The following is a 12,997-nucleotide window of genomic DNA, read 5'->3' as shown; positions in this document are numbered from 1 at the left end:
CCCTCATGCGATGAGCAATCGCCATTGAGGGCGTCATTGTCAGGGCGTTTCACAACAGGATGAATCCCAGTTCAACGACATCTCCTGAGCCCGCCACACCTGCCTCACCATTCATATCAAACCATTGCAGCCGCTCATTCGTTGTACGCACCCGTTTTGAGCGGGCACCGGAACAGCATTTTGTGAAAAAATAGGCGTTCAAACGAATACCCCCGCCACACACATGAACGCACGTCTGCTGAAATTTTTATTGTGCTCCCTGGCCTTGCATCTGGCATGTCTGTGGATTTTCTGGCGAGGAGACTTCGCGTCCTATGGCACCATCAGAACTCTGCCAGGCAAAGGAGCAACATCGTCAGGGCTGAGGATACGCATTGTGACGAGCAATAAAAATCAGAATCCAGCCGTACCGGTGCAACCCGGGAAAGAAGAACCGATAGAGACGCACAACTCAGCTGCCAACATAAAGAAGTCCAGCGAACAGGCAAAGCCGCTGACTGACAACGCATTATCCGGAAACTATTTCCCGGCGGGCAGTCTGACCCGCTTACCGGAACCCATCACCGATATCGACTTGAATACCACTGCGATCGACGAAGTGGCTGTGGCAGGAAAAGCAGAACTGACGCTGCTGATTGATAGCGACGGTACCGTCGCCGACGTTCTGGAATCTGTTGAGGGCGAGGATGCGCGCGCATTTTCCGGGCTGATCGCACAGCGTTTCCGGAATGCCCGCTTTACACCGGGGGAAATCAATGGCAAGGCGGTGAAGGCCGTATTAAAAATCACCGTGATCAGCGAGCCCAGTGTCAAACCGGGTGATTAACGGCGCAACACCATGCAAAGTCAGCGTCGCGCAGTAACATCCGATATGTTGACACCAGCATTCCCCTGCCATCAACAGCGGCAAGACCAGCTTGGATAAAAATGAACCACCGCTGCATCTACTCAACCGGCAACTGACAGCGTTTCCTCGCCATGCAGTTCGCGCATGGCACTGAAACCTGCCCGCAGATCGGCAATCAGATCCGGCACCGCTTCCAGACCGACATGCAGACGCAGCATCGGCGACTGCCAGCTTTCTGCGTTAACTGTACGGTAATTCGCTGGCCGGGTCGGCAGTATCAGGCTCTCATATCCTCCCCAACTGAAACCGATGCCGAATAACTGCGTCCGGTCAATCAGTGCCGCCACCTGCGATTCCGTAATATCCTGCCGGAATACCACGCCCATCAGACCGCAGGCATATTCAGGCCGGAAATCGCGTTTCCATAATGCGTGACCGGCCGTCCCTTCCAGTGGCGGATACAGGATCTCCGCCACCTCCGGTTGCTGCTGTAACCAGCGGGCAATCTGCTGCGCGCTGTCACGGTGCACGGCCAGCCTTGCTGCCATCGTCCGCAGGCCACGCAAAGCCAGCGCTGCATCATCACCACCAACAGACATTCCCAGCTGCCGGTAGGTATCACGGATACGCTGATGCAAAGCCTCATTGGTCAGAATTGCCCCCATCAGCGCATCGGAATGACCGACGATGTATTTCGTCGCTGCGTGAATCGACACATCCACACCCAGCTTAAAAGAAGCCCAGCCAATCGGCGTTGCCCAGGTGCTGTCAGAAACGACCACCGCCCCCGCTGCATGCGCTGCCGCAGCAATCGCCGGAATATCCTGAACTTCAAATGTCAGAGAGCCGGGAGACTCCACAAATACAACACGGGTTTCCGGCTCAATCAGCGCGGCAATCCCGGCACCGATCAAAGGGTCGTAGTAGGTGGTGCGAATTCCATGCTGTTTTAACAGGCCATCGCAAAACTGGCGCGTCGGGTCGTATACCGTATCCGCCATCAGCAAATGATCTCCGGGATTGAGCAAGGCCAGCAAAGTCGTGGTAATAGCGGATAATCCCGAAGAAGTCAGCATGCAGGCTGCTGCCCCCTCAGCGGCGCACAGCGCTTCCTCCAGCGCCAGCGTGGTCTCGGTCGCATGACGGCCGTAGGAACGGCGGGTACCGTTCGCCTCCTTCAGTGCAGCACAATCGGGAAACAGCATTGTAGAAGCACGCACCAGCGGCGGATTGACTGGTCCATGGTGTGATTTTCCCTTACGCCCGGCATGGGTCAGGCGGGTGGCAGTTTGCAGATCGCTGGTATGTGTGCGCATGAATACTCCATCAATATCAGGCCCCGGATTCTTTAATCCGGCTCAGGCCAAGAAGGCATTATCCTAACAATCCTGCGTCAGAATTTTTTACCAAACTTTTCAACGTAGAATATATAAATCAGAAAATTTTTCTACTAATTATTAAAAATGGATAAAAAAGATTTAGAAATTCTGCAAATACTGCAAAAAGATGCATCCGTCCCACTCAGCGATCTGGCACAGGCGGTGCATTTGTCCACGACACCATGCTGGCGGCGTTTGCAGAAACTGCAGGAAGAGGGAGTTATCCGTCAGCATGTTGTGTTGTGTGATCCAGCCCGGCTCAATCTTGGCCTGACGGTCATGGTCACGTTGAAAGCGGCACAGCATAATGAAAAATGGATGCAGAAATTTATTACCGGCGTCAAAGATATTCCGGAAATTGTGGAAATTCTGCGCATGAGCGGGGATATTGATTACTTACTCAAAGTGCATGTGCCGGACATGGCTGGCTTTGATCTGGTCTATAAGAAACTGGTGAAAGTTGCCGACCTGCAGGACGTCAGTTCCAGCTTTGTGATGGAAGTCATCAAAAGCACCACAGCACTGCCGCTCGATTATGCCATTCTGAAGTCCGGCAAAAACTGATAGCCCCGCTTCGTCAATTGTGAAGCGCAAGCGATCAGACCCGGAAGCGGTAATGCTCCTGAGTGAACAGATCAATGCCGCATTGCAGATTTTCAATCCAGTCCAGAAAAGCATGGATCGCTTCTTTACCGACAAAATAGCGCCCATGTTGCGGAACCATCATCTCGACATCCATATTTCTGACCATATTCGCCCACAAACGGCATACTTTGTTGGAAACCATGTAGCGCTTATGAAAACCGCTCATGGTATGCAGCTCCTGGTAAAAATCATCCTTCGTCCGGATTGGGCGCTGAATATCATCCGGATCCACCATAGATGCACCGACGTCACCTGAAAACAGGATTTTAGATTTGCTGTCGTAGAACTGAAAATTACCTTCCGCATGTAAAAAATGGGCAGGCACGGCATAGATCGTGGTGTCTGGCAGATGCACCGGCATTCCCTCATCGGGGATACCGATAATCCGGCCATCGGCACGGTTCAGGTTGCAGAAATGCGGGACAAAACGCGACCATAGTTTGGAAACGTATAAATTGCACCCGGTGCTGAACAGCCATTTGTCGAGTGCACCGATAATGTCAGGATCCTGATGTGACGCAAACAGATATTTCAGCTGTTGCTTAGGCAAATATTTATGCATCGCCAGCACCAGCGAGTTATAAGTCAGATGACCGGAAGGATCGATCAGAGCGCCTTCACCATCTGACACCACCAGGAACTGATTGGCCTGTACGGCATGATCTCCGGCATCTTTCACCAGATCATTAAACATCACGCAGATGTGTTTACCGTCGTTATAAAGTTCGATCGCCAATTTATCTCCTGAAACCGATGCCATCCCAAAAAGGATAAATTGATTGTAATCAAAATTATGTATTGATTATTGACTTACATCAATTTCAAGGTATCAGGATATAGGTGCGTGATCACCGAGCAGCAGACGCTTCGCCTGCCGCTTGCATCACCAGCAAAATCAGAGCAGGCGCTGCCAGATCGCTGTAGTGGCGGCAGCCTGATTCAGAGAGTAGAAATGGAGACCGGGCGCGCCGCCCTGCAACAGCCGTTCACACATCTGCGTGACCACATCCAGCCCAAACGCCTTGATCGAAGCGCTGTCGTCCCCGTAGCTGTTGAGCTTCAGACGTATCCAGCGCGGAATTTCTGCGCCGCACATTTCCGAAAAACGCTGCAGCTGGCTGCTGTTCGTGATCGGCATAATACCTGCAACAATCGGCGCGCTGACGCCGGCTTTTCTGGCCTCATCCGCAAACCGGAAATAGGCATCGGCATTATAAAAATACTGCGTGATGGCTGCATTGGCACCGGCCTGCATTTTGCGGACAAAATGATTCAGGTCGTCCTGCGGAGAACGCGCCTGAGGATGCATTTCAGGATAAGCCGCCACTTCGATATGGAACCAGTCACCGGTTTCGGCGCGGATAAATTCCACCAGATCGCTGGCATGCCGGAATTCACCGCCCATACCATAACCGCTTGGCAAATCGCCGCGCAGCGCCACCAGCCGGCGGATATCATGCGCCTGATACTGCTGCAGGATCTGGCGGATCGAATCCCGGGTTCCGCCAACACAGGACAGATGCGGGGCAGCATCATAACCTTCACGCCTGATTTCAATCACGGTATCGAGGGTTCCTTGCTGCGTCGTTCCACCGGCGCCAAACGTGACGGAAAAATATTTAGGCTTGAGTTCCCCCAGTTTCGCACGGGTTACCCGGAGCTTCTCTGCACCCTCTTCAGTTTTGGGCGGAAAAAACTCAATGCTGAAATTATGCGTAGTCATTATTTTTGTAAAAGAAGAGTCGAGAGCGTCCAGGAAATCACGCTATACAACAACGCACCGCCAACCGCCGACCAGAATCCGGCAACATGAAATCCCTGCACCAGATTGGCAACAGCCCAGAACAGCAGCCCGTTAATAATAAAAATAAACAGCCCCATCGTCATCACAGTTACCGGTAAAGTGAGGATCACCAGCACCGGACGCAGAATGGTATTTACCAGCCCCAGTACCAGCGCCACCAGCAAAGCTGTCCCAAAACTGTCAATGGAGACAGAATGCATCAGATATGGAATCGTGAGTAATGCCAGCGCATTGACCAGCCAGGTTGCAAGCAGACGCATCAACTTTCTCCTTCAGAATGACCGGACACTCCCCGCTGCGGCCGGCATACGGGGAGCATTAGTCTGGATTAATAACGGTAGTGTTCCGGCTTGTAAGGGCCTTCTTTTTTAACGCCAATATAAGCCGCCTGTTCGTCGGTCAGTTCGCTCAGTTGCGCATTCAGCTTCTTCAACTGCAGACGTGCGACTTTTTCGTCGAGATGTTTCGGCAGCGTGTAGACGCCAACCGGATATTTATCATTGTTCTGGAACAGTTCGATCTGCGCAATCGTCTGGTTCGCGAACGAAGAGCTCATCACATACGAAGGATGACCGGTGCCGCAGCCAAGATTGACCAGGCGGCCTTCGGCCAGCAGGATAATGCGCTTACCGTCGGGGAAAATGACGTGATCAACTTGCGGCTTGATGTTTTCCCAGGTGTATTTCTTCAGCGAAGCGACGTCGATTTCATTATCGAAGTGACCGATGTTGCAGACGATCGCCTGATCCTTCATCTTCGCCATGTGATCGTGGTTGATGACATGGTAATTGCCGGTGGTGGTGACGAAAATATCGCCGAGCGCAGCCGCGTAATCCATCGTGACGACGCGGAAGCCTTCCATCGCCGCCTGCAATGCGCAGATAGGATCGATTTCAGTGACCCAGACTTGCGCCGACAGCGCGCGCATCGCTTGCGCACAGCCCTTGCCGACATCACCATAACCGACGATGACCGCGACCTTGCCGGCGATCATCACGTCGGTCGCGCGCTTGATGCCATCGACCAGCGATTCGCGGCAACCGTACAGATTATCGAACTTCGATTTAGTGACCGAGTCGTTGACGTTAATCGCCGGAAAAGCCAGCTTGCCTTCTTTGTGCATCTGGTACAGACGATGCACGCCGGTGGTGGTTTCTTCGGTCACACCCTTGATGGCGGCGAGGCGTTTCGAATACCAGTCCGGCTCGTTTTTCAGGTGCGATTTGATCGCATTGAACAGGCAGACTTCTTCTTCGGAACCCGGATTGGCGAGTACCGAGATATCTTTTTCAGCGCGGGTACCAAGGTGCAGCAGCAGCGTTGCATCGCCGCCGTCGTCCAGAATCATGTTCGAATAGCCGCCGTCGGTCCATTCGAAAATACGGTGCGTGAATTCCCAGTATTCGTCGAGGTTTTCGCCTTTGAACGCGAACACCGGCGTACCGCCGGCGGCAATCGCTGCTGCGGCGTGATCCTGGGTCGAGTAGATATTGCAGGAAGCCCAGCGTACTTGCGCACCCAGCGCGACCAGTGTTTCGATCAGTACCGCAGTCTGGATCGTCATGTGCAGCGAACCGGTAATGCGTGCGCCTTTAAGCGGCTGGCTCGCAGCGAATTCTTCACGGATTGCCATCAGGCCGGGCATCTCCGTTTCGGCGATTTTGATTTCTTTACGACCCCAGTCAGCCAGACTGATATCGGCGACGAGGTAATCCTGGTTTGCAGTGTGAATAGTCATGATGGTGGCGTTCTCACGCCCTCCTTTCGATAGAAAAAAGTAACGTGAGCGCAGTTTTGATGAGCCAGCCGCTGTCCGGTTTCATTCTTCACCTCGTGCAGAGATAAGAAAAAAGGTTAGCGGGCTGAACCCGTGATTCCAAGCCTGGCAAGTTTGAGCACTTGTCGCAACGCTCCTTGGAAGAGCTGAAGTATAGCGCAGCAAGCCGGATTATGCACATTTTCATGCCGCAACCGCCTGTCGCTGACGGGCGCGGCGACAGGGAAATATCATGAAAGCAACATCACGTCCGGCAAGTATTTCTAATTAGGCCGGGAACAATCGCCAGCCCCGGAAATGCATGCATCACTGCAAATTGCGACCGGTTTAATGGCCGTCAAACTGGCAAACCGTGTATAAAGGCAGGCCGCTCTCCGCGATCAGTCTGGAACCGCCAAGTTCAGGCAAATCCACGATCACCGCACCTTCGACGACGGTGGCACCAAGACGCTCCAGCAATTTTTTACCGGCCATCATGGTACCGCCGGTGGCGACCAGATCATCGATCAATACCACGCGATCACCCTGTTTACAAGCATCCGAATGCAGTTCGACCGTTGCGCTGCCGTATTCGAGTTCATACTCTTCCGATACCGTATGGAAAGGCAGTTTGCCTTTTTTCCGGATAGGCACAAAACCAAGATTCAGCTCATACGCCAGCACCGAACCGATAATGAAACCGCGCGCATCCAGTCCGGCGACGACATCGATTTTCTGGTCCATGTAACGATGCACGAACATATCGATCAGGACGCGAAACACCTTCGGGTTTTGCAATAACGGGGTGATATCACGAAACATCACGCCCGGTTGCGGCCAGTCCGGCACAGTGCGTATATGTTGTTTGATGTATTCGGAGGGATTAAACATCGCCGGAAGTCCTTCAGTTTCAAAAATAACCCGCTATTTTAGCAGGCGTTGTTCTGCTCTCGCGACAGCCTCTGAGGTGCCGCGGACAACGACGATATCTCCCGCCTGCAGCAGCATCGAATCATGATGCTCCTGCCTGACTCTGCCTCGCCTGACGGTATGCACATCAGCGCCAATTTCGGCCAGCTGCAGTTCACCGAGCATTTTTCCGATTGCATTTGCCCGTTCATTGAGGACGATCGTATGCAGGCGGATCTGCATCGCTTCCGGACTGTCGGCAACATCGCTGGCGCCGCGGAAAAACCCGCGCAGGGACTCATAACGCGCTTCCCTTGCCGCCTGCACCCGGTGCACCACGCGGCGCAACGGAATCCCCAGCATGACCAGCGCGTGGGAAGCCAGCATCAGACTGCCCTCCATCAGCTCCGGTACGACTTCCGTCGCACCCGCGGCCCGTAATTTTTCAAGGTCAACATCATCGTGGCTGCGCACAATCACGGGTAATGCCGGATTGATCTCATTGACGAAATGCAGCACTTTCAGCGCCGACGCCGTGCTGGTATAAGTCACAACCAATGCAGCCGCACGGTGAATCCCTGCGGCCATCAGGCTCTCACGCCGGGCAGCATCACCGTATGAGACATTGGCTCCCGCGGTCTGCGCCTCATGCACCCGGTCAGGATCGAGATCCAGTGCATGATAATCAATTTTTTCCTCCTCGAGCAAGCGCGCCAGACTTTGTCCGCTGCGGCCAAAACCGGCAATAATCACGTGCTTTTTCGACGTCATGGTGCGGGCTGCGATCTGCGTCAGGGCCAGCGATTGCATCATCCATTCGTTGGCGGAGAATTTCATGACAATGGCATCGGACTTCGCCAGAATGAACGGAGATGTCAGCATCGACAACACCATGGACGCCAGAATCAGCTGCAGCAACTGCGGATCAATCAATTGCAGATCTCCCGCCTGATTCAGCAAGACGAATCCGAATTCACCCGCCTGCGCTAATGCCAGCCCGGTACGCAATGCAACGCTGACCGAACTGCCGAACGCGCGCGCCAGCCCGGTAATCAGCACCAGCTTTAACAGCATGGGGCCGATAAACAGCAACATCACCAGCCATAAATGATCCCATACCAGTCGCCAGTTCAGCAGCATACCGATCGTGATGAAAAACAGACCGAGCAAAACGTCGCGAAAAGGTTTGATATCTTCTTCCACCTGATGCCGGAATTCGGTTTCAGAAATCAGCATGCCCGCCACGAATGCGCCCAAAGCCATGGAGAGTCCGGCTTTTTCGGTCAGCCAGGCAGCGCCCAGCGTGATGAACAGCAGATTCAGCATAAACAGTTCCTGCGATCGCCGCCGGACCACGATTGTGAACCAGGTGCGCATGATCCGCTGTCCGACCACCAGCAACAGCAACAACACCAGCACCGCTTTGCCGCTGGCCCAGGCCAGAGTCTGCACCACATCCTTAGAATGGGCTGCCAGCGCGGGTACCAGAATCAGCAAGGGAACCACTGCCAGATCCTGAAACAATAAAACACTGATGATCTGCCGACCGTGCAGACTTTCGAGCTCCAGCCGCTCAGTGAGCATTTTGGATACAATCGCCGTGGAAGACATGGCCAGTGCGCCCCCCAGCGCAAAAGCAGCTTCCCAACCGATCTGGAAATAACGCGGCAGCCAGGCGCTGGCAACGGCGCCCAGCAGGAAACTCGATGCAATCGTGACCACCACCTGCGCCATGCCCAGGCCGAATACAGCCTTGCGCATGGACATCAGCTTGGACAGGGAAAATTCGAGTCCGATCGAAAACATCAGGAACACCACGCCAAATTCAGCCATTTCATGGGTCACTGCGCTGTCTTCGGCAAACCGCAGTCCAAACGGCCCAATCAGGATGCCGACGACCAGATAGCCGAGAATAGGCGGCAACTGCAGCATGCGAAAGGCCACCACCCCCAGAACGGCGGCAGCTAACAGGGAAAGTGTGGTATCAAGTGCATTCATGAAGACTATTATTGCCGATTTATCGACGCTGAATCCTGTTTTATTCCAACGATGATTGACTTCCTTACGTCTGGCAGAGTTTTTGCTTACAGAATTTCGTTTATACTTCCGGCATGAACGCTCTGAATGCATCCCCTACCGATGACGCACTGGTATCAGCCGCCCGGCGTGCTGTGCAGCTCGCGTCCGAAACCCTGCAAATTGAAGCCGATGCGCTGATCCAGTTACAGGAACGGCTGCGCGCTGACGATGCCCCGGCATTTTCGCAGGCAGTCAGCATGTTGCTCTCTTGCCACGGCAGAGTGGTGGTTTCCGGCATTGGCAAATCCGGTCATATTGCCCGCAAAATTTCAGCCACCTTCGCATCAACCGGCACACCGTCCTTTTTCGTCCATCCGGCAGAAGCCGCGCATGGCGATCTTGGCATGGTGACGCCGCAGGATGTCTTTATCGCTATTTCCTATTCCGGCGAAGCTTCTGAACTGATGTCTATCCTGCCGATCATCAAACGGCTCGGCGTCAGGCTGATCGCACTGACCGGCAACCCGCAATCAAGTCTGGCCGGTATTGCTGATATCCATCTGAATCTGCATGTCGATAAAGAAGCCTGCCCGCTGAATCTGGCGCCGACAGCCAGTACCACCGTCACGCTGGCACTGGGCGATGCGTTGGCAGTCGCCGTGCTGGATGCGCGCGGTTTCCGGGAAGAGGATTTTGCCCGCTCCCACCCGGGTGGTGCATTAGGACGTCGCCTGCTGACTTATGTGAAAGATGTCATGCGAACCGGTGAGGCCATTCCAAGCGTGACGCCAGATACCAGATTGACGACAGCCTTACTCGAAATTACCAAAAAGGGCATGGCAATGACCGCCGTGGTCGATGCGGAAAACAAAGTAGTCGGGGTATTCACCGACGGTGATTTGCGGCGGCTGATGGAGACCTCGCAGGACTTCACCCAGATCCGCATCGCTGACGTCATGCATACCAACCCGCGCAGTGTACGCGCAGACCAGCTCGCGGTCGAAGCCGTGGAAGTTATGGAAACATATCGTATTAACCAGTTACTGGTGACCGACAGCGCGCATACGCTGGTCGGGGCTTTGCATATTCACGACCTGACCAGGGCAAAGGTGATCTGATGTCTGAAGCAATGACACGCGCAGCCAGAGTCCGTCTGATGATCTTTGATGTCGATGGCATTCTGACCGATGGCAGTCTGCATTTCGGTGCCGATGGCGAGGCATTAAAAACCTTCAGCGTGCTTGATGGTCAAGGCATGCGACTGATACAGGACGCAGGAATCGCTACAGCCATTATCAGCGCCAGACAGTCTCCCATCGTGGCACGACGGGCTGCGGACTTAGGTGTCAGCCATGTGCGGCAGGGCATTCATGACAAAAAATCCGCTTTCCTCCAACTACTACAGGAACTGGGACTGAGCGCCGGAGAATGCGGCTTTATCGGCGACGACGTGATTGATCTGCCCGTGCTGACACGCGTCGGATTTGCCGTCTCCGTGCCAAACGCCCATGCCGAGGTCAGGCAGCGTGTGCACTACATCACAACGGCAACTGGCGGAAAAGGCGCAGTGCGTGAAGTCTGCGACTATCTGCTGCGCGCCCAGCAAAAATACGACGCCGTCATGGCACAGTTTCTGGCATGAAAACACCGATTACCCTCGACCGCGCCCGCATCTGGATGGCTGTTGCCACCATCGCAGTGATCGCGCTCGGCAGTTTCTGGCTGCAAAATGTGATCATGCGCGGGGACGACGATTACCAGCGCAACACGGCACGTCAGGAGCCGGATTATTACGTCGAAAAATTCAATTTCATCAAACTGTCCAACAACGGAAAAGCCAATTACCACGTCACTGGCGACAGTCTGGTTCATCTGCCGCGCACAGATCAGTATGAAATTCAGCATCCGCTGATCAATAGTTTTGACGACCAGCGCACCCCGATTACGATCAGTGCCGGCCGCGCTGTGGTCGAACAGAAATCAGACACCACCAAACCGCGGCGGGAACAGGATGTGGTGCATTTGTACGATCAGGTCAGTGTAGAACGCCCGGAAGGTCTGAACTCGCGTTTCATGCGGCTCGATACCGAATATTTAATGCTGATGCCGGATAGCGACATCATCAAAACAGACAAAGCGGTCAGCCTGATTACGGCCAACACAGACACCACGGCCGTTGGCCTGAATGCCAATAACGCCAGACAGGAATTTGAATTACTGAGTAAAGTCCGGGTTCATATCAAGAAAAATGCCGGACATCATTCCAACTCTCACGACCATTAAAGCGAGTCAGCCATGTACTTCTTTTCTTTTGCCAGTCAACGCACCGGATATTTGCTGAGCCTGACACTGTTTGCCCTGAGCATGACTGCAATTTCTGCAGCACGGGCAGAAAAAGCAGACAGCTATGCGGATACGATCATTGAAGCCGGCCATTCATTTGACGATATCAAAAACAATGTCGCCGTCCTGTCGCATGGCGTCACCATCAGCCGCGGAACGTTGCTGATCAGGGCAGAAAAAGCCAACCTGAAACAGGCTGCCGACGGTAAGCAAAATGTCGTGCTGCTCAGCAAACCTGGCACACCGGTCACATTTCGCCAGAAACGGGATGGCGGGCCGGATTTATGGATAGAAGGCCAGGCCGAATCCGCCGAATATGACGAATCAACCGAAATGGTAAAACTGATTTCGAATGCGCAGGTACGTTATCTGGATGGGAAAAAAGTCACGCAAGAACAATCAGGTGCGTACTTATCCTACGACAGCAAGAATGACGTCTTCCTGGGAACCAACTCCACCAGCGGCCAGCACGTCGAGGGCAATTCCCGCGTCCGTATCGTGATCCGCAGCAAAGCAGAAAAACAGGCTGACTGATATGACAGAACACGATAGCACCTTGATGGTGAACGGACTGCAAAAGCGTTACGGCGCGCGCCAGGTGGTGCGGGATGTTTCATTGCAGGTTAAAAGCGGGGAAGTGGTTGGTTTGCTGGGACCCAATGGCGCAGGCAAGACGACCTCGTTTTATATGATCGTCGGCCTGGTACCTTCAGATGGCGGGGAAATCTCGATCAACGGCGTCAATGTCTCCGATCTGCCCATCCATAAGCGTGCAGTTCTGGGCCTGTCCTATCTGCCGCAGGAGGCCTCCGTTTTCCGCAAACTGACGGTCGAAGAAAATATCCAGGCCGTGCTGGAATTACAAAAAAATCCGGATGGAAAATTTTTGACCGGCAAAGTCATTCAGGAACGTCTGAATGCACTGCTGGCCGATCTGCAGATAGAAAAAATCCGCGAGAGTCAGGCGCTGGCACTATCGGGCGGAGAACGCCGGCGGGTGGAAATCGCCAGGGCGCTGGCAACCAATCCGCGCTTCGTTCTGCTGGATGAGCCGTTTGCCGGCGTGGACCCTATCGCTGTCATTGAAATTCAGCGCATCGTGCGCTTCCTGAAAGAGCGTGGCATCGGTGTACTGATCACCGATCACAATGTCCGTGAGACGCTGGGTATCTGTGACCATGCCTATATTATTAATCAGGGTGCAGTACTCGCCAGTGGCAAGCCGGACGATATCATTCAGAATGAATCCGTACGGCGGGTGTATCTGGGAGAACACTTCCGCATGTAACGGGCTG

Annotated in this window: 14 protein-coding genes and 1 riboswitch; of the genes, 7 read left to right on the top strand and 7 right to left on the bottom strand. The window is 53.9% G+C overall.

Going from position 1 to position 12,997, the window contains the following annotated elements:
- Window positions 1–223: 223 nt before the first annotated feature.
- Entirely contained in the window at window positions 224–826 is a 603-nt protein-coding gene (locus H8K27_RS02595) for an energy transducer TonB (protein WP_186861633.1), read from the top strand.
- A 122-nt stretch (window positions 827–948) separates the two neighbouring features.
- Here the strand turns inward: H8K27_RS02595 and metC are convergent, their stop codons facing one another.
- Window positions 949–2,163: a cystathionine beta-lyase gene (gene metC, locus H8K27_RS02590; RefSeq protein ID WP_186861632.1), complete on the bottom strand. Its 1,215-nt coding sequence runs from the start codon at window positions 2,161–2,163 to the stop codon at window positions 949–951.
- Between the two features lie 147 nt (window positions 2,164–2,310).
- Between metC and H8K27_RS02585 the strand changes: the two genes are divergently transcribed.
- A complete protein-coding gene (locus H8K27_RS02585; protein WP_186861631.1) occupies window positions 2,311–2,790 on the top strand; it encodes an Lrp/AsnC family transcriptional regulator in 480 nt (159 codons plus the stop codon).
- A 34-nt stretch (window positions 2,791–2,824) separates the two neighbouring features.
- Here H8K27_RS02585 and H8K27_RS02580 read toward each other — a convergent pair whose 3' ends face one another.
- The 6 genes from H8K27_RS02580 to H8K27_RS02555 form a co-directional block, all read right to left on the bottom strand.
- Window positions 2,825–3,607 carry an oxygen-binding di-iron domain-containing protein gene (locus H8K27_RS02580; protein ID WP_230418827.1) on the bottom strand — a complete coding sequence of 261 codons (783 nt, stop codon included), beginning with the start codon at window positions 3,605–3,607 and terminating at the stop codon, window positions 2,825–2,827.
- A 159-nt stretch (window positions 3,608–3,766) separates the two neighbouring features.
- Window positions 3,767–4,594, bottom strand: coding sequence for a methylenetetrahydrofolate reductase [NAD(P)H] (gene metF, locus H8K27_RS02575; protein ID WP_186861629.1), 828 nt, complete (start codon window positions 4,592–4,594; stop codon window positions 3,767–3,769).
- Window positions 4,594–4,935: a phage holin family protein gene (locus H8K27_RS02570; RefSeq protein WP_186861628.1), complete on the bottom strand. Its 342-nt coding sequence runs from the start codon at window positions 4,933–4,935 to the stop codon at window positions 4,594–4,596. The genes metF and H8K27_RS02570 overlap by 1 nt, the downstream gene beginning before the upstream one ends.
- Window positions 4,936–5,003: 68 nt before the next feature.
- Window positions 5,004–6,413 carry an adenosylhomocysteinase gene (ahcY, locus tag H8K27_RS02565; RefSeq protein ID WP_186861627.1) on the bottom strand — a complete coding sequence of 470 codons (1,410 nt, stop codon included), beginning with the start codon at window positions 6,411–6,413 and terminating at the stop codon, window positions 5,004–5,006.
- 39 nt (window positions 6,414–6,452) lie between these two features.
- Window positions 6,453–6,597, bottom strand: a riboswitch (S-adenosyl-L-homocysteine riboswitch).
- 182 nt (window positions 6,598–6,779) lie between these two features.
- Window positions 6,780–7,322 carry an adenine phosphoribosyltransferase gene (locus H8K27_RS02560; protein WP_186861626.1) on the bottom strand — a complete coding sequence of 181 codons (543 nt, stop codon included), beginning with the start codon at window positions 7,320–7,322 and terminating at the stop codon, window positions 6,780–6,782.
- Window positions 7,323–7,355: 33 nt separating this feature from the next.
- A complete protein-coding gene (locus H8K27_RS02555) occupies window positions 7,356–9,338 on the bottom strand; it encodes a monovalent cation:proton antiporter family protein (RefSeq protein ID WP_186861625.1) in 1,983 nt (660 codons plus the stop codon).
- A gap of 113 nt (window positions 9,339–9,451) precedes the next feature.
- On the opposite strand from H8K27_RS02555, the gene H8K27_RS02550 reads away from it, so the two are divergent.
- Genes H8K27_RS02550 through lptB form a run of 5 tightly spaced genes read left to right on the top strand, consistent with a single transcriptional unit; the run spans window position 9,452 to window position 12,990 of the window.
- Window positions 9,452–10,477 carry a KpsF/GutQ family sugar-phosphate isomerase gene (locus tag H8K27_RS02550; RefSeq protein ID WP_186861624.1) on the top strand — a complete coding sequence of 342 codons (1,026 nt, stop codon included), beginning with the start codon at window positions 9,452–9,454 and terminating at the stop codon, window positions 10,475–10,477.
- Window positions 10,477–11,001, top strand: a complete 525-nt coding sequence (locus H8K27_RS02545) for a KdsC family phosphatase (protein WP_186861623.1) — start codon at window positions 10,477–10,479, stop codon at window positions 10,999–11,001. The genes H8K27_RS02550 and H8K27_RS02545 overlap by 1 nt, the downstream gene beginning before the upstream one ends.
- Window positions 10,998–11,642, top strand: coding sequence for an LPS export ABC transporter periplasmic protein LptC (gene lptC, locus H8K27_RS02540; protein WP_186861622.1), 645 nt, complete (start codon window positions 10,998–11,000; stop codon window positions 11,640–11,642). Before H8K27_RS02545 ends, lptC begins: the two co-directional genes overlap by 4 nt.
- Window positions 11,643–11,654: 12 nt before the next feature.
- Window positions 11,655–12,236, top strand: coding sequence for a lipopolysaccharide transport periplasmic protein LptA (gene lptA / locus H8K27_RS02535; protein WP_186861621.1), 582 nt, complete (start codon window positions 11,655–11,657; stop codon window positions 12,234–12,236).
- 1 nt (window position 12,237) lies between these two features.
- On the top strand, window positions 12,238–12,990 hold the full coding sequence (gene lptB, locus H8K27_RS02530; RefSeq protein ID WP_186861620.1) for an LPS export ABC transporter ATP-binding protein: 753 nt from the start codon (window positions 12,238–12,240) through the stop codon (window positions 12,988–12,990).
- Window positions 12,991–12,997: the final 7 nt, after the last annotated feature.

This window comes from Cognatundibacterium griseum, from assembly GCF_014284195.1.
Taxonomy (GTDB): Bacteria; Pseudomonadota; Gammaproteobacteria; order Burkholderiales; family Burkholderiaceae_D; genus Undibacterium; species Undibacterium griseum.
This window is presented reverse-complemented; position numbering and strand designations above follow the sequence as displayed.